This is a genomic window from Stenotrophomonas sp. YJH_SMC_82 (genome assembly GCF_059368875.1).
On the sequence record NZ_JCAFSE010000001.1, the window covers coordinates 1,497,422 to 1,517,275 of the forward strand.

Annotated in this window: 16 protein-coding genes; 10 read left to right on the forward strand and 6 right to left on the reverse strand. The window is 67.0% G+C overall.

Annotation, left to right across the window (positions count from 1 at the left end):
- The first annotated feature begins 177 nt into the window (after positions 1-177).
- The 6 genes from AC5P53_RS06725 to AC5P53_RS06750 are packed head-to-tail and all read left to right on the forward strand — an operon-like array spanning position 178 to position 8,892.
- Positions 178-1,782, forward strand: a complete 1,605-nt coding sequence (locus AC5P53_RS06725) for a glucoamylase family protein (RefSeq protein ID WP_014647750.1) — start codon at positions 178-180, stop codon at positions 1,780-1,782.
- A gap of 4 nt (positions 1,783-1,786) precedes the next feature.
- Positions 1,787-3,127, forward strand: coding sequence for a sugar ABC transporter substrate-binding protein (locus tag AC5P53_RS06730; protein WP_014647749.1), 1,341 nt, complete (start codon positions 1,787-1,789; stop codon positions 3,125-3,127).
- Complete coding sequence (locus AC5P53_RS06735; RefSeq protein ID WP_005410323.1) at positions 3,124-4,005, forward strand: carbohydrate ABC transporter permease; 882 nt, start codon at positions 3,124-3,126, stop codon at positions 4,003-4,005. The genes AC5P53_RS06730 and AC5P53_RS06735 overlap by 4 nt, the downstream gene beginning before the upstream one ends.
- Positions 4,002-4,838, forward strand: coding sequence for a carbohydrate ABC transporter permease (locus AC5P53_RS06740; RefSeq protein ID WP_006456347.1), 837 nt, complete (start codon positions 4,002-4,004; stop codon positions 4,836-4,838). The genes AC5P53_RS06735 and AC5P53_RS06740 overlap by 4 nt, the downstream gene beginning before the upstream one ends.
- A complete protein-coding gene (locus AC5P53_RS06745) occupies positions 4,835-8,002 on the forward strand; it encodes a discoidin domain-containing protein (RefSeq protein WP_241887533.1) in 3,168 nt (1,055 codons plus the stop codon). The genes AC5P53_RS06740 and AC5P53_RS06745 overlap by 4 nt, the downstream gene beginning before the upstream one ends.
- Before the next feature lie 2 nt (positions 8,003-8,004).
- The gene (locus AC5P53_RS06750; protein WP_049442425.1) at positions 8,005-8,892 is read left to right on the forward strand and encodes an endonuclease/exonuclease/phosphatase family protein; all 888 of its coding nucleotides are present in this window, start codon (positions 8,005-8,007) and stop codon (positions 8,890-8,892) included.
- A 169-nt stretch (positions 8,893-9,061) separates the two neighbouring features.
- Here the strand turns inward: AC5P53_RS06750 and rne are convergent, their stop codons facing one another.
- Positions 9,062-12,334, reverse strand: coding sequence for a ribonuclease E (gene rne / locus AC5P53_RS06755; protein ID WP_241887534.1), 3,273 nt, complete (start codon positions 12,332-12,334; stop codon positions 9,062-9,064).
- A 407-nt stretch (positions 12,335-12,741) separates the two neighbouring features.
- Between rne and AC5P53_RS06760 the strand changes: the two genes are divergently transcribed.
- Positions 12,742-13,716, forward strand: coding sequence for an RluA family pseudouridine synthase (locus tag AC5P53_RS06760; protein ID WP_134809092.1), 975 nt, complete (start codon positions 12,742-12,744; stop codon positions 13,714-13,716).
- A gap of 102 nt (positions 13,717-13,818) precedes the next feature.
- Here the strand turns inward: AC5P53_RS06760 and zupT are convergent, their stop codons facing one another.
- The 3 genes from zupT to AC5P53_RS06775 form a co-directional block, all read right to left on the reverse strand.
- Positions 13,819-14,628 carry a zinc transporter ZupT gene (gene zupT, locus AC5P53_RS06765; protein WP_014647743.1) on the reverse strand — a complete coding sequence of 270 codons (810 nt, stop codon included), beginning with the start codon at positions 14,626-14,628 and terminating at the stop codon, positions 13,819-13,821.
- A 98-nt stretch (positions 14,629-14,726) separates the two neighbouring features.
- Positions 14,727-15,143: an energy transducer TonB gene (locus tag AC5P53_RS06770; protein WP_014647742.1), complete on the reverse strand. Its 417-nt coding sequence runs from the start codon at positions 15,141-15,143 to the stop codon at positions 14,727-14,729.
- Positions 15,140-15,490: a 4a-hydroxytetrahydrobiopterin dehydratase gene (locus AC5P53_RS06775; protein WP_197621052.1), complete on the reverse strand. Its 351-nt coding sequence runs from the start codon at positions 15,488-15,490 to the stop codon at positions 15,140-15,142. The genes AC5P53_RS06770 and AC5P53_RS06775 overlap by 4 nt, the downstream gene beginning before the upstream one ends.
- A 90-nt stretch (positions 15,491-15,580) precedes the next feature.
- Between AC5P53_RS06775 and AC5P53_RS06780 the strand changes: the two genes are divergently transcribed.
- Positions 15,581-16,180, forward strand: coding sequence for an NfuA family Fe-S biogenesis protein (locus tag AC5P53_RS06780; protein ID WP_014037813.1), 600 nt, complete (start codon positions 15,581-15,583; stop codon positions 16,178-16,180).
- Between the two features lie 10 nt (positions 16,181-16,190).
- The gene (locus AC5P53_RS06785; protein ID WP_241887538.1) at positions 16,191-17,951 is read left to right on the forward strand and encodes a hypothetical protein; all 1,761 of its coding nucleotides are present in this window, start codon (positions 16,191-16,193) and stop codon (positions 17,949-17,951) included.
- Positions 17,952-18,077: 126 nt separating this feature from the next.
- Here AC5P53_RS06785 and AC5P53_RS06790 read toward each other — a convergent pair whose 3' ends face one another.
- Both AC5P53_RS06790 and AC5P53_RS06795 read right to left on the reverse strand, forming a co-directional pair.
- Positions 18,078-18,491 carry a barstar family protein gene (locus tag AC5P53_RS06790; RefSeq protein WP_014647739.1) on the reverse strand — a complete coding sequence of 138 codons (414 nt, stop codon included), beginning with the start codon at positions 18,489-18,491 and terminating at the stop codon, positions 18,078-18,080.
- Entirely contained in the window at positions 18,491-18,943 is a 453-nt protein-coding gene (locus tag AC5P53_RS06795) for a guanyl-specific ribonuclease (RefSeq protein WP_041863621.1), read from the reverse strand. The genes AC5P53_RS06790 and AC5P53_RS06795 overlap by 1 nt, the downstream gene beginning before the upstream one ends.
- Positions 18,944-19,172: 229 nt before the next feature.
- Between AC5P53_RS06795 and AC5P53_RS06800 the strand changes: the two genes are divergently transcribed.
- The gene (locus AC5P53_RS06800) at positions 19,173-19,784 is read left to right on the forward strand and encodes a superoxide dismutase (protein WP_005410310.1); all 612 of its coding nucleotides are present in this window, start codon (positions 19,173-19,175) and stop codon (positions 19,782-19,784) included.
- The last annotated feature ends 70 nt before the right edge of the window (positions 19,785-19,854 follow it).

Genomic DNA, 19,854 nt, shown 5'->3' on the forward strand with positions numbered 1-19,854 from the left:
CCGGCCCCGTGCCGGTCCATTGCCCACGCCGCTGCCGGCCAGGGGGCAGCGGCGTGGGCAATGATCGCGGTGTCAGGCCACGTTTTTCGTGGTTTTTTAAGCACACACCTTGTAAACGATTTCAGATCATTGGACGGTATGCTTTCCCATCGATCAGACCACCGGAGGAACCGCGCCATGCAGGCACGCCATCTGTTGTCCGCCGCAGCGCTGAGCCTGGCCGTGGCCGCCTGCCAGCCGGCCCAGCAGGAACCTGCCAAACCGCGCCCGCCGGTGATCCTGATCGAGGCCGATGCACCGCCTCGGCCCATGAAGCCTGAGCTGCCGCCGCTGTTCGATGACATCGAGCGCCGCACCTTCCAGTTCTTCTGGGATACCACCAACGAGGTCAACGGGCTGACCCCGGACCGCTACCCGTCGCGGCCGTTCGCCAGCATCGCCTCGGTCGGCTTCGCGCTGACCGCCTATCCGATCGGCATCGAGAACGGCTGGGTCAGCCGCAACCAGGCGATCGACCGCACGCTGACCACGCTGAAGTTCTTCCGCGACGTGCCGATGGGCCCGCAGCGCACCGGCAAGGCCGGTTACAAGGGCTTCTACTACCACTTCCTGGACATGCAGGAAGGCCGTCGCTACGACAGCTGGGTCGAGCTGTCATCGGTGGATACCGCGCTGCTGATGATGGGCGTGCTGTTCGCGCAGTCGTACTACGACGGTGATGATCCGCGCGAGAAGGAAATCCGCCAGATCGCCGATACGTTGTACAAGAAGGTCGACTGGCCGTGGCTGCAGCAGCGTGCACCGCTGATCTCGATGGGCTGGTTCCCAGAGAGCGGTTTCATCGACCACGACTGGATGGGCTACAACGAGGCGATGATGGTGTACATCCTCGCCCTGGGCTCGCCGACGCACCCGGTCAGCCCGGACGCGTGGACGGTGTGGACGCGTACCTACGACAACGACTGGGGCGTCTACCAGGGCCAGGAATACCTGTCCTTCGGCCCGCTGTTCGGCCACCAGTACAGCCACGTCTGGATCGACTTCCGCGACATCCAGGACGCTTACATGCGCGAGCGCGGCAGCACCTATTTCCTCAACAGCCGGTCGGCCGCGCTGGCCCAGCGCGAATATGCCATCGCCAACCCGATGCAGTGGAAGGAGTATGGCGAGAACGTGTGGGGCCTGACCGCCAGCGATGGTCCGCAGAACACCACGCAGGAGTACCGCGGCGAGCAGCGCCAGTTCCGCCACTACTCCTCGCGCGGCGCCGGCCTGCGCGAGAACTTTGATGACGGCACCATCGCCCCGACCGCTGCGATCGCCTCGGTGGTGTTCGCCCCCGAGCAGGTGATCCCGGCCACGCTGGAGATGCACAAGCGCTTTGGCGACTACATCTATTCCAGCTACGGCTTCCTGGATTCGTTCAACCCCAGCTTCAACTACGACATCCCGATCAAGACCGGTCGTCTGGTTCCCGATCGCGGCTGGGTCGCCAGCGACTACATCGCCATCGACCAGGGCCCGATCCTGACCATGATCGCCAACTACCGCGATGACTTCGTCTGGGAAGTGATGAAGAAGAACCCGTACATCCGCAAGGGCCTGGAGCGGGCCGGGTTCAGTGGCGGCTGGCTGGCGCCGGAAGGGTCGTTCCAGCCGCTGGAACTGCAGAAAGACGAAAAGGCCGCGGCAGCACGCGCGGTGGGTATCGCCGAATCACGCGCGGCTGCCGCGCAGGAACAGAAGAACAATGCCAACCGCACCACAGGCCAGGGCAAGTAGCCCGATGCCGAACTGGATCGACCGCCTGCGCCGCTGGGCGCTGCCTGCCCTGGCCGCGTTGGCCGTGGCCGGCTGCGCCCGTACCGAACCGGGCACCACCACCGTGCGCTTCTGGGCGATGGGCCGCGAAGCCGAGGTGGTCAGCGAGCTGATCCACGAATTCGAGGCCGAAAACCCCGGCATCAAGGTGGATGTGCAGAACATCCCGTGGACCGCCGCGCATGAGAAGCTGCTGACCGCGTTCGCCGCCGACGGCCTGCCGGACGTGTGCCAGCTTGGCAACACCTGGGTGCCGGAGTTCGCCGAACTCGACGCGCTGACCCCGCTGCAGCCGTTCGTGCAGCGCTCCACCGTGGTCGACCCGAAGGACTACTTCCAGGGCATCTGGGATACCAACGTGATCCACGGCGGGCTGGTCGGCGTGCCGTGGTACGTCGATACGCGCCTGATCTACTACCGCAAGGACCTGCTGGCCAAGGCCGGCTACGACCACCCGCCGCGTACGTGGCAGGAATGGGAAGAGCAGATGGCGGCGATCAAGCGCATGCAGGGCCCGAGCCGCTACGCGGTGCTGATGCCGATCAACGAGTTCGAGCAGCAGCTGTCGCTGGCCTTGCAGCAGCCCGACCCGCTGCTGCGTGACGACGACACCCGGGGCAATTTCTCCAGCCCGGGGTTCCGCCGCACGCTGGGCTTCTACGCCAACATGTTCGAGCAGGGCTGGGCGCCGAAGATGTCCGAGACGCAGATCTCCAATGTCTGGGACGAATTCTTCCGCGGCTTCAACGTGTTCTACATCTCCGGCCCCTGGAACATCCGCGAGTTCAAGAAGCTGCAGCCGAAGGAACTGGAAGGGCAGTGGGGCACCGCCGCGCTGCCGGGGCCGGACGGTCCGGGCGCGGGCATCGCCGGTGGTACCAGCCTGGTGATCTTCCGCAAGTCGCAGCAGAAGGAGGCGTCCTGGAAGCTGATCGAATTCCTGTCGCGGCCGGAAATCCAGGCACGCTTCCATTCGATCATTGGCGACCTGCCGCCGCGCCGCAGTGCGTGGAACACGCCGTCGCTGGCCAATGACCCGCTGGCGGCCGCGTTCCGCGATCAGCTGGAGCGGGTCAGGCCGACGCCGAAGGTGCTCGAATGGGAGCGCATCGTGCAGGAAATGCGCATCGTCACCGAGAAGGTGGTGCGCGGTGGCCTGCCGCAGGACAAGGCCGTGGAAGAGCTGGACCAGCGCGTGGACAAGGTGCTGGCCAAGCGCCGCTGGATGCATGAACAACAACGCCTGCAGGAGCGCGCGCCGTCGCCGCAATCGAGCAGCGCCGTGGCCGCCGGGAGCGCGCAATGAAACGTACTTCGCTGGCCGGCTGGATCTTCGCCGGCCCCTCGCTGATCGTGCTGGGCGTGTTCTTCGGCCTGCCGGTCGCCTCGGCGCTTGCACTGAGCGTGACCGACTTCGACCTCTATGCACTGGCCGATAGCAGCAACCTGCGCTTCGTCGGCCTGGGCAACTACATCGACCTGCTGCAGACGCCGATGTTCTGGAAGTCGCTGTGGAACACCACCTACTTCGTGCTGATCGGCGTGCCGTTGTCGATCGGCGTGTCGTTGGGCGCGGCGATGCTGCTCAATGCACCGGCCGCGCGCTTCAAGGCCCTGTTCCGCACGGCACTGTTCGCGCCGGTGGTGACCACGCTGGTGGCGGTGGCGGTGATCTGGCGCTACCTGTTCCATACCAGCTATGGCCTGGTGAACTACGGCCTGGGCCATCTGGGCATCAGCCCGATCGACTGGCTGGGTGATCCCAACTGGGCGATGCCGACCATCATGCTGTTCGCGGTGTGGAAGAACTTCGGCTACAACATGGTGATCTTCCTGGCCGGCCTGCAGGCGATCCCGCATGACCTGTACGAAGCGGCGCGCATCGATGGTGCCTCGCGCTGGAAGCAGTTCCTGCACATCACCCTGCCGATGCTCGGCCCGGTGCTGCTGGTGGTCGGGGTGATTACCGTGTCCGGCTACTTCCAGCTGTTCGCCGAACCCTACGTGATGACCCGCGGCGACCCACTGCAGAGCACCGTCAGCGTGCTGTATTTCATGTTCGAGGAAGGCTTCAAGTGGTGGAACCTGGGACGCGCCTCCGCCGTGGCGTTCCTGCTGTTCCTGATCATCCTGGCGGTGACCACCGTGATGCTGCGTTTCGGCCGCAAGAGGCAGTTGGTATGAGTCGTGAAATCGGCCAGTCGCGCTGGTACCCGTGGATGATCAATGGTGCGTTGCTGGTGCTGGCCCTGGTCAGCCTGGCACCGCTGCTGTGGATGGTCTCGGTCTCGTTCATGCCGCAGGGCGAGGCCAGCCATTTCCCGCCGCCGCTGCTGCCTTCGAGCATCACCACGCACAACTACCATGAACTGTTCGCGCGCACCGGCATGGGCGGCAACTTTGCCAACAGCCTGCTGGTGTCGCTGGGCATCACGATCGGCTCGCTGCTGCTCAACACCATGGCCGGTTACGCTTTCGCCAAGCTCAACTTCGTCGGCCGCGAGCGCCTGTTCCAGGTACTGATGGCGGCGCTGGTGATTCCAGCGCAGGTGGCGATGCTGCCACTGTTCCTGCTGATGAAGCAGCTGGGGCTGGTCAACAGCTTCGGCGGCGTGATCGTGCCGGCGCTGGCCAGCGTGTTCGGCATCTTCCTGGTACGCCAGTACGCACGTTCGATCCCGGACGAACTGCTGGAAGCGGCGCGCATCGACGGGGCAGGGGAGCTGCGCATCTTCTTCCAGATCGTGCTGCCGATGCTCAAGCCGGTGCTGGTGACCCTGGCGATCTTCACCTTCATGGGCGCATGGAACGATTTCATGTGGCCGCTGATCGTGTTGACCGACCAGGAGCACTACACTCTGCCGGTGGCGCTGGCCACCCTCTCGCGCGAACACATCATGGATGTGGAAATGATGATGGCTGGCGCGGTGGTCACCGTGGTTCCGGTGCTGGCGCTGTTCCTGGTGCTGCAGCGGTACTACATCCAAGGTCTGTTGCTGGGGAGCGTCAAGGGATGAAGCGAGCGATCGCCGTTGGACTGGGACTGTTGTGGACCTCCCTGGCGATCGCCGCACCACCGGCACTGCCGGCGCCGAAGGTGCTGGACGACTTCGACGATATCGGCGCCTGGAAACTGGTGCTGTCCGACCAGGTCAGTGGTTCGCTGCGGCCGGTCAGCGGCGCCGGCGGCGGCCGTGCCCTGTGCCTGGACTATGATTTCCACAAGGTCTCCGGCTACGTCGGCATCCGCCGCGCGCTGAACATCGACTACCCGGTCAACTACCGTTTCGGCTTCCAGCTGCGTGGTGATTCGCCGGCCAACGACCTGCAGTTCAAGCTGATCGATGCCAGCGGCGACAACGTCTGGTGGGTCAACCGCCCGGGCTACAGCTTCCCCAAGGCGTGGACACCGGTCGAATACCGGCGTCGCCAGATCGACAAGGCGTGGGGGCCGTCGCCCGAGAAGGAGATGGCGCGCAGCGCCGCGGTCGAGTTCACGATCTACAGCAAGGTCGGCGGCCGCGGCACGGTGTGCTTCGACAAGCTGACCCTGCAGGGCCTGCCACCGCAGGATGATTCGGCACTGGTGCCATCGGTCATCGCCGATACCGCCACCGCGCTGCAGGACCGCATGATCGATGGCAAAGGCGATACGTTCTGGATCAGCGGCGGGGTCAAGCAGCAGACCATCAGCCTGGACCTGCACAAGAGCCGCGAGATCGGCGGTGCGGTGATCGACTGGCTGCCGAACCTGGAAGCCAATCGTTACACCGTGCGGACGTCCGAAGATGGCCGGGACTGGCGCACTGTGCGCGAGGTGACCGGCGGTGCGGGTGGCCGCGACTGGCTGGCGCTGCCGGACACCGACGCACGCTACGTGCGTTTCGATCTGCTCGATGGCCCGAACTGGCGCTATGGCATCCGTGACATCACGCTCAAGCCGCTGGCGTTCGCCGCCACGCCGAACGCCTTCCTGTCCTCGGTGGCGGCCGACCTGCCGCGCGGTTCGCTGCCGCGTGCGTATGTGGGCGAACAGCCGTACTGGACCCTGCTCGGCCTCGATGGCGGCCAGGAACAGGCGCTGATCAGCGAGGACGGTGCGCTGGAGCCGGCCAAGGGCAGCTTCAGCATCGAGCCGTTCATCCGCCTCGACGGCAAGCTGCTGGACTGGTCGAAGGTGGCCACTACCCAGTCGCTGCAGGACCACTATCTTCCGATCGCCAACGTCGACTGGGTGCACGAGAAGGCCGGCCTGGCGGTGACCAGCTTCGTGCAGGGCACGCCGGAGCGCGCGCAGTTGATCGGCCGCTACCGGCTGAGCAATCCGGACAAGGTGGCGCACGAGTACACCCTGGCGCTGGCGATCCGCCCCTGGCAGGTCAACCCGCCGACCCAGTTCCTCAACACCGTCGGCGGCTTCAGCCGCATCGATGCGCTGGACGTGGGCGAACAGCTGGTACGCATCAACGGCGAGCCGCGCATCTATCCACTGCAGGTGCCCGATGCCCGTTTCGCCAGCACGTTCGATGGCAAGCTCGATGCGATGCATCTTGCGTCCGGAAAGTATCCGGCCACTACGGCAGTGAAGGACAGTACCGGCATGGCGTCCGGTGCGCTGCTGTATACGATCAAGCTGGAACCCGGGCAGAGCCGCGAAGTGGCAGTGGTGCTGCCGCAGACCGGGAGCTGGGCGCCGCAGGCGCTGGACGTGGCCAAGGCGCAGGCGCAGGTGGCCGAACAGTGGCGGCACGCGCTGGGCGTGGTCTCGCTGCAGGTGCCGGCGGCAGGCCAGGCCCTGGTCGACACCCTGCGCACCGCCGTGGCGCACATGCTGATCTCGCGGGTCGGCCCGCGCCTGCAGCCGGGCACGCGCTCGTACGCGCGCAGCTGGATCCGCGACGGCGCGATGATTTCCCAAGGCCTGCTGCGCATGGGGCGCAGCGATGCCGTGCGTGACTACATCAACTGGTATGCGCCTTACCAGTTCGAGAACGGCAAGGTGCCGTGCTGTGTCGATGCGCGCGGCAGCGACCCGGTGCCGGAGAATGACAGCCACGGTGAGCTGATCTACAGCATCGCCGAATATGGGCGCTATACCGGCGACAGCACCTTCGCCGAGCTGATGTGGCCGCACGTGCAGGGCGCCTACAGCTACATGGAGCAGCTGCGTGCCAGCGAGCGTACCGAAGAGAACCGTGCGCGCAATCCGGCGTTCTACGGGATGATGCCGGCCTCGATCAGCCACGAAGGCTATTCGGCCAAGCCGATGCATTCGTACTGGGATAATTTCTGGGCGTTGCGCGGCTACAAGGACGCAGCATCGCTGGCGGCCCAGCTGGGCAAGGTCGAAGCGATGCAGATCGCCGAGTCGCGTGACCAGTTCCGTGATGACCTGCAGGCGTCACTGCTGTCGGCGATGCAGCAGCACAACATCGACTACCTGCCGGGCTCGGCCGAGCTGGGCGATTTCGACGCGACCTCGACCACCATCGCGCTGGCGCCGGGCGGCGAGCAGGGCCGGCTGTCGCAGCAGGCGTTGGAGGCGACCTTCGAGCGCTACTGGAAGGAATTCGTGGCCCGCCGCGATGGCAAGCGCGAGTGGAAGGACTACACGCCGTACGAATGGCGCAACGTGGCCGCCTTCGTTCGCCTGGGCTGGCGCGATCGCGCCTGGCAGGCGACCGAGTTCTTCTTCAAGGACCGTGCGCCGCAGGCCTGGAACCAGTGGGCCGAAGTGGTCTCGCGCACGCCGCGCAAGCCGTTCTTCGTCGGTGACCTGCCGCATGCCTGGGTCGCCTCGGACTTCGTGCGCTCGGCCCTGGACATGTTCGCCTACAGTCGTGACATGGACGATGCGCTGGTGTTGGCCGCCGGCATCCCGACGGCCTGGCTGCAGGGCGAGGGCATCGCCGTGCAGGGCCTTCGCACGCCGCAGGGCCAGCTCAATTACCGCCTGCAGCGCAGCGACAAGCAGCTGGTGCTGGAGGTGCAGCCGGGCCTGGTGCCACCGGTCGGTGGCGTGGTGTTGCCGTGGCCGTACGCCGGTGATCCGGGCGAGGCGACCATCAACGGCGAAGCGGCCGAATGGATCAACAAGGAACTGCACGTGCACCAGCTGCCGGCACGGGTCGAGATCGATGTACCGGGCGCGGTGCGCCGCGCCGAGCGCAAGGGGCAGTAACGATGAAGCAACAAGGGGAGGGAGCGCGTGCGACGGTGCGCGCCCTGGGGCTGGCCATTGCATTGGTATTGCCAGGGCTGACGCTGGCGGCGGTGCCGCAGTTCGCATCGCCAGCGGTGGACATCGCCAGCGCGCCAGGCATGAGCATGGTCACCTTCAACCTCCATCATGACCGCGAAGACTGGCCAAGCCGCCGCCGTACCATCCTGGCCGAACTCAAGCGCCTGCAGCCCGATGCCATCGCGCTGCAGGAGGTGATCCAGCGCCGCAACGTGCGCAACCAGGCGCAGTGGCTGGCCAGCCAACTCGGCTACAAGTACGTATTCGTGTCCACCGATCCGGTGGGTGCGCCGAAGCGTTACGGCAATGCGTTGCTGACCCGGCGGCCGATCCTCGCCCAGGGGGACCATCTGCTGCTGCCATTGGACGACTACCGCACGGTGGCCCACCTGCGCATCGACGTCGACGGCACGCCGGTGAACGTCTACGCCACGCATCTCAACGAGCGCAACGACGAGAGTGGTCAGCGCATCCGCCGTACCCAGGTCGAGGACCTGCTGCGCTTCATCACCGCTACCTCGGCCGGCGCGCCGGTGGTGATCGCGGGCGACTTCAATGCGCTGGTGGACGCAGGTGACCTGAGCGAGCTGCGCAGCCATTACGGCGACAGCTATGGCAGCGTGCACGTCAACACCGACCTGGCCGGGGTCAGCACCTTGAACCGGCACTATTACCAGGCACCTTCGCGTATCGACCACATCTTCTTCCAGCAGGACCGGATGGTCGCGCGCGAAGCGAAGCTCCTGTTCGACCAGCCCGATGACAGCGGTCGCTGGGCCTCGGACCACTACGGCGTGTGGACCCGGTTGCAGTTCGCGCCGACGCGCTGATGTCCTGGTAGGTGCCAACCTTGGTTGGCACGGACGTGTCCGCGTTCGCTCGAACAACGGCGTCAACCAAGGTTGGCCTCTACCAGAGCGCTGCGCGCGCCCGGCGCACAAACAGAAACGGCGGGGATCATCGATCCCCGCCGTTCCTTTTCACGCGACCAGATCGCGATCAGTTCGCCGGCGGCGTGCGCTTGGCGGCGTCTTCGTCTTCTTCGTCGGCCTTGGCTTCGGCCGCCTGGGCGGCGGCATCGGCGTGACCATCGGCGACCGGATCGATCGACGGCGTCACCACCGCATCGGCGACCGGGGCCGCAGCTTCCACCGGTGCGGCTTCAACTGCCACCGGAGCGACTGGCTGTTCGGCGACCGGTGCGGTCTCGACAACCGGCTTGGCTTCAACCGCGGGAGCGGCCTCCACCACCGGGGCGGCCTCAACGGCCAGCGGCTCGGCTTCAGCCACCGGGGACGCTGCAACAACCTCCGGCTTCGATTCCACGACCGGAGCAGCCTCGACCACGACCGGCTTCACTTCGACCACCGGAGTGGCTTCAACGGCCGGGGCAGCCTCAACCACGACCGGCTTGGCTTCGACCGCCGGTGCTGCAGCCACCACCGGCTGGGCCGGGGTCGCCGCGTCGATGGCATCGAGCATGCTGGTCTGCACCGGCGAAGATGCCGGTTCGGCCTTGGCCACGGTATTGATCGGGGCCTGTACCTCGGCCACCACCGGTGCAGCGGCATCGACCACGGCGCTGCTCACCACCGCGACCGGCGCGGCGACAACAGCGGCGGCGGCACGGACCGGCTTTCCGGATTCGGCAGCGGTCGGTTCGACTTCGTCATCGAAATCGAATTCCGGTTGCGAACGGGCCGGCTGCGCAGCGGCGACCGGAGTGGTCCCGGCGACGCTGTCGTTGCTCTGCTCGGCGACATCAGCGGCATCGGTGTCATCACTGTCGTCCGCGTCGTCCTGATCATCGCCCAGGCCATCGCCGCCGGCAGCGTTCTCGGCGCCACCACGACGGCGGCGACGGCCACCACGACGGCCACGGCGGCGGCGGGTCGCGCCTTCACCGGCCTGCTCGCCGTTGGCGTCGACAGCAGCCTCTTCACCGGTCACGGCAATCGCCTCGGCCCCGTTGCCGGCGTTGGCAGTGGTGTCGGCCGGTGCAGTGGCTTCCGCCGGAGCGGAGGCGGCCGGCGCAACCGGCGCCACCGGCGCAGTGGCTTCCTGAGCGGTCACCCCATTGGCGGCGACCGCCGTGGCGGCCACGGCGGCAGCCGCGGTCACGGCCTCGGCCGGTGCCTCGGCGGTGCTGCGCTGCGGCTTCTCGGCCGGCTTGTCACCGTCCTGCGGCTGGCGCGGCTGCTTGGGCTGCTTCAGCTTCGGCTGCTGCTGGTTCTGGTTCTGGCCCTGCTGCTCGTTGCGCGGCTTGTTCTGCTGATGCGGCTGCTGGCCGTCCTTCTGCTGAGGCTCCTTCTGCCTGCCCTGCTGCGGCTGCTGCTGGGCATTGCCGTTGTTGCCGTTGCGGCCGTCCTTGCGCTGCTCACCGCGCTCCTTGCGGTTGCCGCCATCCTTCTGCTGCTGAGCGTTGCCGTTGCCACGGTTGTCGTCGCGGCGATCCTTGCGGTCCTTGTTGCGATCCTTGTTGCGGTCCTTGCGGCCGCCGTCCTGCTGCTGGCGGGCAACAGGAGCCGCCGGTGCCGGTGCCGGCGCCGGTTCGCCACCGAACACGCGCTTGAGCCAACCGATCACGCCGCCGCTCGGGGCCGCTGCAACCGGCGCTGCCACGACCGGGGCCGGTGCCGCTGCGGCCGGCTCCACTTCCTCGCGCACCGGGGCGGGGGAGGTGTGCTTGACCTGGGTCACCGCCGGCGGCGGGATGTTCAGCTGGCCCTTGGTCAGGGCATGCACCGGCAGCTTGCGCGGGGTGCCGCGCTGGTAACTGGGCTTGTTGCTCTCTTCACCCAGCTCGTTCTCGCGCAGGCGGGTGACGGTGTAGTGCGGGGTGTGCAGCTGCTCGTCGGCGACGATCACGATCGGCGCCTCGTGGCGCTGCTCGATCTCGCGCAGGGCACTGCGCTTTTCGTTCAGCAGGTAATTGGCGATCTCCACCGGCGCCTGGACCAGCACCTGCCCGGTGTTTTCCTTCATCGCATGCTCTTCGGCAACGCGGATGATCGACAGCGACAGCGACTCGACGCTGCGCATGCGGCCGTGGCCGTCGCAACGCGGGCAGACGATCTGGCTGGATTCACCCAGGCTCGGGCGCAGGCGCTGGCGGCTCATTTCCAGCAGGCCGAAGCGCGAGATGCGGCCGACCTGGACGCGCGCACGGTCGTACTTCAGCGCGTTGGCCAGGCGGTTCTCGACCTCGCGCTGGTGCTTGTTGGAGGCCATGTCGATGAAGTCGATCACCACCAGGCCGCCCAGGTCGCGCAGGCGCAGCTGGCGGGCCACTTCCTCGGCCGCTTCCAGGTTGGTCTGGAACGCGGTGTCCTCGATGTCGCTGCCCTTGGTGGCGCGCGAGGAATTGACGTCGACCGCGGTCAGCGCTTCGGTCTGGTCGACCACGATCGAGCCGCCCGACGGCAGGCGCACGTTGCGCTCGTAGGCGCCCTCGATCTGCGACTCGATCTGGAAGCGGTTGAACAGCGGGATGTCGTCCTTGTAATGCTTGAGCTTGCGCAGGGTCTGCGGCATCACCTGCTGCATGAACTCGCGGGCGTGCTCGTACATCTCCTCGGTGTCCACCAGGATCTCGCCGATGTCGGCGCGCAGGTAGTCACGCAGGGCGCGCACGATCAGGCGCGATTCCTGGTAGATCAGGAACGGAGCCGGCTTGCTCAGTGCGGCTTCGGCGATGGCGCGCCAGACATTGAGCAGGTAGTCCAGGTCCCACTGCAGCTCTTCCGCATCGCGGCCGACGCCGGCGGTACGGATGATCACGCCCATGTCGTCGGGAATGTTCAGCTTGTCCAGGGCGTCCTTCAGCGCGGCCCGGTCTTCGCCCTCGATGCGACGGGAAACGCCGCCGGCGCTGGGCGAGTTCGGCATCAGCACCATGTAGCGGCCGGCCAGCGAGATGAACGTGGTCAGGGCGGCGCCCTTGTTGCCACGCTCTTCCTTGTCGACCTGGACGACGATCTCCTGGCCTTCCTTCAGCAGCTCGCGGATGCCGGCCTTGTTGTGGTCGACACCGGCCTGGAAGTAGTCGCGGGAGATTTCCTTCAGCGGCAGGAAGCCATGGCGGCCACCGCCGTACTCGACGAAGGCGGCTTCCAGCGAGGGCTCGATGCGGAAGATCCGGCCCTTGTAGATGTTGGACTTCTTCTGTTCCTTCGACGGCTGTTCGATGTCGATGTCATACAACGACTGGCCATCCACGATGGCAACACGCAGCTCTTCAGCCTGCGTGGCGTTGATCAGCATTCGCTTCATTGTTGCGTTCCTCGCAAGCGGCTACCGCGCGGAACGCCATGGGGTTTCGCCTCTGGACACGGTTCGCCGCCCATTCGCGCAAGCGCGGGGAGGGCGGCTTGGGTTTCCAGCGCTACGACACCACGGCAGGCCGCGGGAGCGCTTCACTCTTATGGGTTTTGGGGTGTTACAGGCCGCAGGCAGCTGTCAGCCAGGCTGGAGCGCCACGCGGGACATGTTCAGCACGGTTGCGTGTCAGGCATCCGGCGATGGCCGGGAAGGCCGGTGAGCCGCTAACATGGCCGCCCCGCGGGCGGTGGTCGCGCACTGTGCCGGATTCGTCGGAAGCTGGGCTTCTGGCCCTGAGTAACTTCCAACGAAATCAATCCCTTATCTCGCCCCCCGAGTGTAACAGAATAAACAGCCTGATGACCGTCCAAGACCCCACCAAACCCGCTGGCGACAAGCCTTCCGTGCGCATGATCACCGTTCCCGCCGACCGCGCCGGCCAGCGCCTGGACAACTTCCTGCTCGGCCAGCTGAAGGGCGCCCCGCGCAGCCTGGTCTACAAGCTGGTGCGCAGTGGCCAGGTACGGGTGAACGGTGGCCGCGCCAAGGCCGAACGCAAGCTCGAGGCCGGTGACGAGGTGCGCGTGCCGCCGGTCCGTCTCACTGAGGAAGGAGACAAGGCCGGTCCGCCGGAGGCGTTCATGCGCCGCCTGGAGCAGGCCATCGTCTTCGAGGACGCCCGCCTGCTGGCCCTGAACAAGCCGACCGGCGTGGCCAGCCACGGCGGCAGCGGCATCAGCTTCGGCGCCATCGAGACGCTGCGCGCGCTGCGCCCGGGGCAGACCCTGGAGCTGGTCCACCGGTTGGATCGCGACACCTCGGGCCTGCTGGTCGTGGCCAAGAAGCGCTCGGCGCTGAGCGAACTGCAGGCCTTGCTGCGTGAAGACCACGGCGCCGGCATCCGCAAGCGCTACCTGACCCTGCTGGCCGGGCGCATGCCCGACGGCGTGATGACGGTCGACGCCCCGCTGCACGTGGGCCTGCGCCAGGGCGGCGAGCGCCATGTGCAGGTCAATGCGATCGGCAAGGAATCGATCAGCCACTTCCGGGTGCTGGAACGCCGCGGTGGCCATTCGTACTGCGAAGTCCGCATCGAGACCGGCCGTACCCACCAGATCCGCGTGCACGCCCAGCATCTGGGGCATCCGGTGGCCGGTGACGACAAATACGGCGATCCAGCGGTCAACAAGCGGCTTCGTGAGCAGATCGGGCTGAAGCGCTTGTTCCTGCATGCGGCCTCGCTGGAGTTCGCCCTGGATGACGGCAAGAGCCCATACGTATTGAACGCGCCGCTGGCGGATGAGCTGGTCGAGGCGCTGGACCGGCTGAAGTAAGGATCTCCTGTAGCGTCGAGTCACGCTCGACTGCGCCTCGGTCGGGCCGCGCGGAAAGCCAGTCGAGCATGGCTGGACTCTACAGGGCGAGCCGGGAACCCCTCACCACTTGAACAGCACCAGGCTGATCGCCAGCGTGCCCATGCCGGCCACCAGTCCATAAACCGTCTCGTGGCCCTTGGCATAGCGCTTGGCCGCCGGCAGCAGCTCATCCAGCGCCAGGAACACCATCACGCCGGCGATCAGGCCGAACACCCAGCCGAACGTGGCGTGCGACAGCGATCCTGACAGCAGCCAGTAGCCAAGCGCTGCGCCCACGGGCTCGGCCAGGCCGGACAGCAGGCTGGCACTGAACGCGTAGAACTTGTTCTGGGTGGCGAAGTACACCGGCACCGCGATCGCGATGCCCTCGGGAATGTTGTGGATGGCGATGGCGAAGGCCAGTGGCATGCCCACCGATGGGCTTTCCAGCGTGGCAAAGAAGGTCGCCAGCCCTTCCGGGAAATTGTGTGCGGTGATCGCAACCGAGGTCAGCAGCGCGACCCGCTTCAGGTACTCGCGGCTGTTCTCGCGGAACGCAGGGTCCTGTTTGTCCAGGCTGTCATGCGGATTGGGAATGAAGTGGTCGATCAGTACGATCACGATCACGCCCAGCAGGAAGGCCAGGGTGCCGTAGGTGAAGCCGGTGCGCTCGCCATACGCCAGTGCAAACGACGCAATGGACTTGTTGAGGATCTCCGACAGCGACACATAGACCATCGCGCCACCGGCAAAGGCCAGGCCGAACGCCAGCAGGCGCGGGCTGGGGCGGCGCGAGAACAGCACCAGCAGGCTGCCGATCGCGGTGGCCAGGCCTGCGGCAAGCGTGACCGCCAGTGCGATCCAGATGTTTTCAGGGGGAATCTGCAGCATCAACCCACGCGATCCTGGTCAACAGACAGCCGCCCCGGGCAGGGCCGGGGCGGCGAGGGCGAGGCGGGCGTCGGCAGGCCCCGTCGGGGTGTGTGCGATCAGCCGCCGCGGCGCAGGCGTTCTTCGATGGCGAAGCACTGGTCCGGCTTCGGCTGTGGCGGGTTGAAGCTGACAGGAACCTGGATGGTGGCCGGCACCGGTTGGCCGTTACGGGTGGCGGCCTTGAACTGCCAGCCCTGCACGGCGGTCTTGGCCAGTTCGTCCAGCTGCGGGTTGCCGGCCCCGGTCAACAGCGCAACCTCGCTCGGCTTGCCGTCGGTGCCGATGGTCACCTTGAAGGTGCTGGTGCCGCCCACGCCCATGCAGGCCAGTTCCAGCGGGTACTGCGGCGGCGGCGTCTTCACCGCGGCCACTTCGGTCGGCGGCGGTGGTGGCGGTGACGGCGGTTCGGACGCGCCACAGCCGGCCAGGCCGGTCGCAGCGATCAGGGACAGGCTCAGCAAACGTACGTTCATGGCAGTTGCTCCGTCAGGGCCGAAGTCTTGGCCGCGCAGATGAAGTCGTTCTCGCTCAGCCCGCCCACATCGTGGGTGGAGAAGCGCACGACCGCGCGGTCGTAGTGCACGCCCAGGTCCGGGTGGTGGTCCTCGCGGTGGGCGATCCAGGCCAGCGCGTTCACGAAGGCCATGGTGGCGTAGTAATCCTTGAAGCGGAAGGTACGCGACAGGGCCTGGTCACCCTCGCTCAGCTCCCAGCCGGGAACCTGCGGCAGCAGTTCGGCCAGGCGGGCCTCGCCGAGCTTGTGGTCGCTGCCTTTGCGCGGCACGCAACGGGCGTGGGCCAGTGGAATCAGGTCGGCCATGGGAATCTCCACCTCGTGTTGACTGAACAATGCGCCGGACGGTGTATAAACCGAATGAGCGGCTGACGCTTACTTGGCTAGAATAGCCTGATGATCCAGATCTCCGACACTGCCCAGACCCATTTCCGCAAGTTGATCGAACGCGAGGGCGTGCCCGGCATGGGCGTGCGCCTGAGCGCGGTCGACCCCGGTACGCCGCGCGCCGATGCCCGGCTGGAATTCGCCGAACCTACCGACCTGCTCGGTGACGAGTGGGCGGTGGACTGCGATGGTTTCACCCTCTATGTCGACGCCGGCAGCGTTGGCTGGCTCGATGGCGCCGAGATCGACATCGTCGCCGGCACCGCCGGTGCCCAGCAGCTGACCATCAAGGCGCCGCGCATCAAGGGCGAAGCGCCGGGTGATGCGGCCTCGCTGGTCGAACGCGTGCACTGGGTGGTGGAGAACGAAGTCAATCCGCAGCTGGCCTCGCATGGCGGCAAGGTGGCCGTGCAGGAAGTCTCGTCCGACGGCGTGGTGCTGCTGCGCTTCGGTGGTGGCTGCCAGGGCTGCGGCATGGCCGATGTGACGCTCAAGCAGGGCATCGAAAAAACCCTGATGGGCCGCGTGCCGGGCGTGACCGCCGTGCGTGACGCGACCGATCATGACAGCGGCCACGCGCCTTACATTCCGCGCGGCAACGTCGCCTGATCGCTGACGCGTGCCTCTGACCCGGGCCGAGCAACTCATTGATCTGCTGCTGGCGCGCCAGCAGCCCCGCGCCGTCCTCGAGAAGTCCACGCGCCTGCCCTATGGCTGGGCGCTGTGGCTGCGCTCGCTGGGGCCACTGCCGCGGCCGTTCCATGCCCGCGAGGTGATCGCAGTTTTCCTGCCGCGCCCGCTGCCGGGCCCGCCAGGCCAGTCGCCGCGGCTGTCGCCGTGGCAGGCGCTGCGCCGATTGTTCTGGCAGGACTGGGACGCCGCGCCGCGCGACCAGCGCTGGATGCGCTGGACCTCGGCACTGGTCAGTGCACTGCTGCACCTGCTGTTCTTCGTGCTGTTGCTGTGGGTGGCGGTGATCCGTACCAGCGCGCCGGACGAAGAGGGCACCGAGGGCGAGCGCGTGCAGGTGGAGTTCGTCGGCCGCGCGTCGCAGGAAGGCGGTGGCGATCAGCCGGGCGCCGAAGCGGCTGCGGCTGCGGCGGCAGGTCGGGTTGCGCCGGGCCAGGAGGCGGGCGCTGCCTCGGCCCCTGCGCCACGTCCGGTGGCTGCCGAAACCACCGCCTCATCCCCGGCATCCGCGCCGACCGCCAGCGTTCCACCACCGCCGGCCGACGCCGAGCCGGCGCCGGTGGCCGCGCCGCCGCCTTCGCCCGTCCAGGCCACCGAAGTGGCGCAGGCCAGCACGGATTTCGTGGTGCCGCCGGTCAGTGTGCCGCGCACCGAAGTCAGCGTCGTACCGCGTGACAGCACACTCGCCGTGCGCGAGCGCAGCGTGCAGCCGGTGCAGGCGCCGCCGACACCAAGCCCGGTGCGTACCCCGGAACTGGCCGTGCGCACGCCGCAGGTGCGTGACATCCAGGTGCGCGAACGCGAAGTCAGTACGGTCGACGCGCCGGTGGCTCCCCAACCGCTGCGCAACGCGGAAGTGCAGGTGCGCGTGCCGCAGCAGGACGTGCAGGTGCGCGAACGTGAAGTGCAGGCCGTGGCCGATCCGCAGGTGCGGATGGCGGCGGTGGCCGGGCGTGAGCCCGCCGTACGCGCGCCCACTGGCCGCGACGTGCAGGTGCGGGAACGTGAAGTGGCCTCGGCACCGGTGGCAGCGCCGGCATCCTCCAGTGGCAGTGCCACGGCGACGCCTGCGACTGCGGCCCAGGGCAGCGCGACGCAGGCGAGCAGCAGCGCGCGTCCGTCAGCATCCAGCAGCACACCCGCAAACGCGGGAGCGCGCCCGGCGCCTGATCCAGGCAACTGGGCGACGCCTGCCAAGGGCGATGACTGGGGGTCTTCCAGCCGCAACCGCGACGGCAGCAGCAACGGTACCCGCCAGGCCAGTACCGCCGGCAAGGGCAGCGGCCTGTTCAATGCCGATGGCAGCGTGCGCGTGCCTGGCCAGGAGGGCGATGGCCATGCCGCGCGCGGTGCGCCCGGCGGTGCCAACGACGGCTGGAGCAAGGAGCGCATTGCGCAGTCCGGCACCTGGCTGAAGCGCCCGCCGTACGACTACACGCCGACCTCGTTCGACAAATACTGGGTGCCGCAGGAATCGCTGCTGGCCGAATGGGTGCGCAAGGGCGTCAAGGCGATGGAGATTCCATTGCCGGGCACCAACACAAGGATCTCCTGCGTCATTTCGATCCTGCAGGCCGGTGGCGGCTGTGGCCTGACCAACCCCAACATGCAGGACCAGCCGGCCGTGGCACGACCGCCGCCGGACATCCCGTTCAAGAAGGAACTGCAGGAAGACAACGGGAGCCGCTAGACAGGGGCCGTGCCCACGTGCTGGCCGGCCCGCGCTTTGGTAGATGCCAACCTTGGTTGGCACAGAAGCGCCGACCAAGGTCGGCCTCTGCCAAGGCGTCAGTGCATGCCGGCCAAGGCAGTGACCTTACGCGCTCTGCGACAGGAACACCCAGAACGGTACGTCGCGGCCGACCCAGTCACGGCTGGTCTCGTCCATCACGTCCAGCAGGGTGTCGAAGTCCTTCTGCGGACCGGCGCGCAGCGCGTCCACGTCGGCCAGGAACAGCGCGTAGCCATTGGCCGGCAGCCATTGCAGGTCGCGCAGGTTGTCCGACAGCGCATCCCAGTTGCCGCCGAAACCGGCCGGGAAATCCAGCTGTGCGGCCAAACGGGCGAGCAGGGTGCGCTTGTCCGCGACGCCCTCCAGATCGATGCGGATCACTTTCAGGCCGGCATCGCGCATCGCCGCGGCCAGTGCGCCGATGTCGTCGCTGTCGATGGCGTAGACGCCGGCGTTGTTGATGTCATGCAGGCCAAGGCCGAAATCATCGTGGCTCATCACTGCGCTCCCTGGGCCGGTACGGTGAAGCTGCGGAATGACGCGTAATGGTCGTCGGTGTAGTACCACGCTTCCGGCGGATCGCCGCCGGTGACGATGCGACGCGTGCCACGCGTACGCGCGCCAGGGGTGTCGACGGTGTATTCGCGGTAGTAGCCGCGCGCGCGCTGCGGCAGCTGCTGCTCGCGGTTGCCGAAGGTACTGCCGTCCTGGCGGTGCGGGAATGGACCGCCACGCTGGATCAGGGCGATGGTCGCGCGCGCTTCGGCGGGCAGGAACGCGGGAAGTCCGCTGTCCTTGCCGGGCGAGGCGGTGGCCGGCGCGCGCGCGACAGGCGTGCCCTGCAGGTCGGGTGCGAACTGCGGCGCTGGCGGCCTTTGCAGGAAATGGTTGGCGACCAGGCCGAGCAGCAGCAGGGCGATGGCGGTGATCAGCAGCCGGGGGTTGCGCATGGGCAGGGGCGGGCGAGGGTAGTACACGCACTGTAGCGCCCTGTAGCGCCTGTGCGCTGCACGGTGCATGAGGAGCGCGCTGCGTCACTGCTGCGTAACAATTGCCGTCGTGCTCACTGGCAGGACGCAATTTCCTTTACATCCCCCTTGGTAATCTGGCGGTCTGTCCCCATCATTCACCGCGCACCGCCCGACATCGTCGGGTGCCCTCGCAATCAGGAGATGCATCATGGCCTACACCCTGCCCAAGCTGTCCTACGCCTACGACGCGCTGGAACCGCATATCGATGCGGCGACGATGGAAATCCATCACACCAAGCATCACCAGACCTACATCAACAACGTCAACGCGGCGCTGGAAGGCACCGAGTACGCTGACCTGCCGGTCGAAGAGCTGGTGAAGAAGCTCAAGTCGCTGCCGGAGAACCTGCAGGGCCCGGTGCGCAACAACGGTGGTGGCCATGCCAACCACTCGCTGTTCTGGACCGTGATGGCCCCCAATGCCGGCGGCAACCCGGTGGGCGACGTGGCCAAGGCCATCGACAAGGACCTGGGCGGTTTCGACAAGTTCAAGGATGCCTTCACCAAGGCCGCGCTGACCCGTTTCGGCAGTGGCTGGGCGTGGCTGAGCGTGACCCCGGACAAGAAGGTCGTGGTCGAGAGCACCGGCAACCAGGACAGCCCGCTGATGGAAGGCAACACCCCCATCCTCGGCCTGGACGTGTGGGAACACGCGTACTACCTGAAGTACCAGAACCGCCGCCCGGAATACATCGGCGCGTTCTTCAACGTCATCGACTGGAACGAAGTCGAGCGCCGTTACCAGGAAGCGATCGCCTGATCGCGTGACGGGATGACATGAGAAGGCCGGGGGAGACCCCGGCCTTTTCTGTTGCAGCAGTCGTTCGATA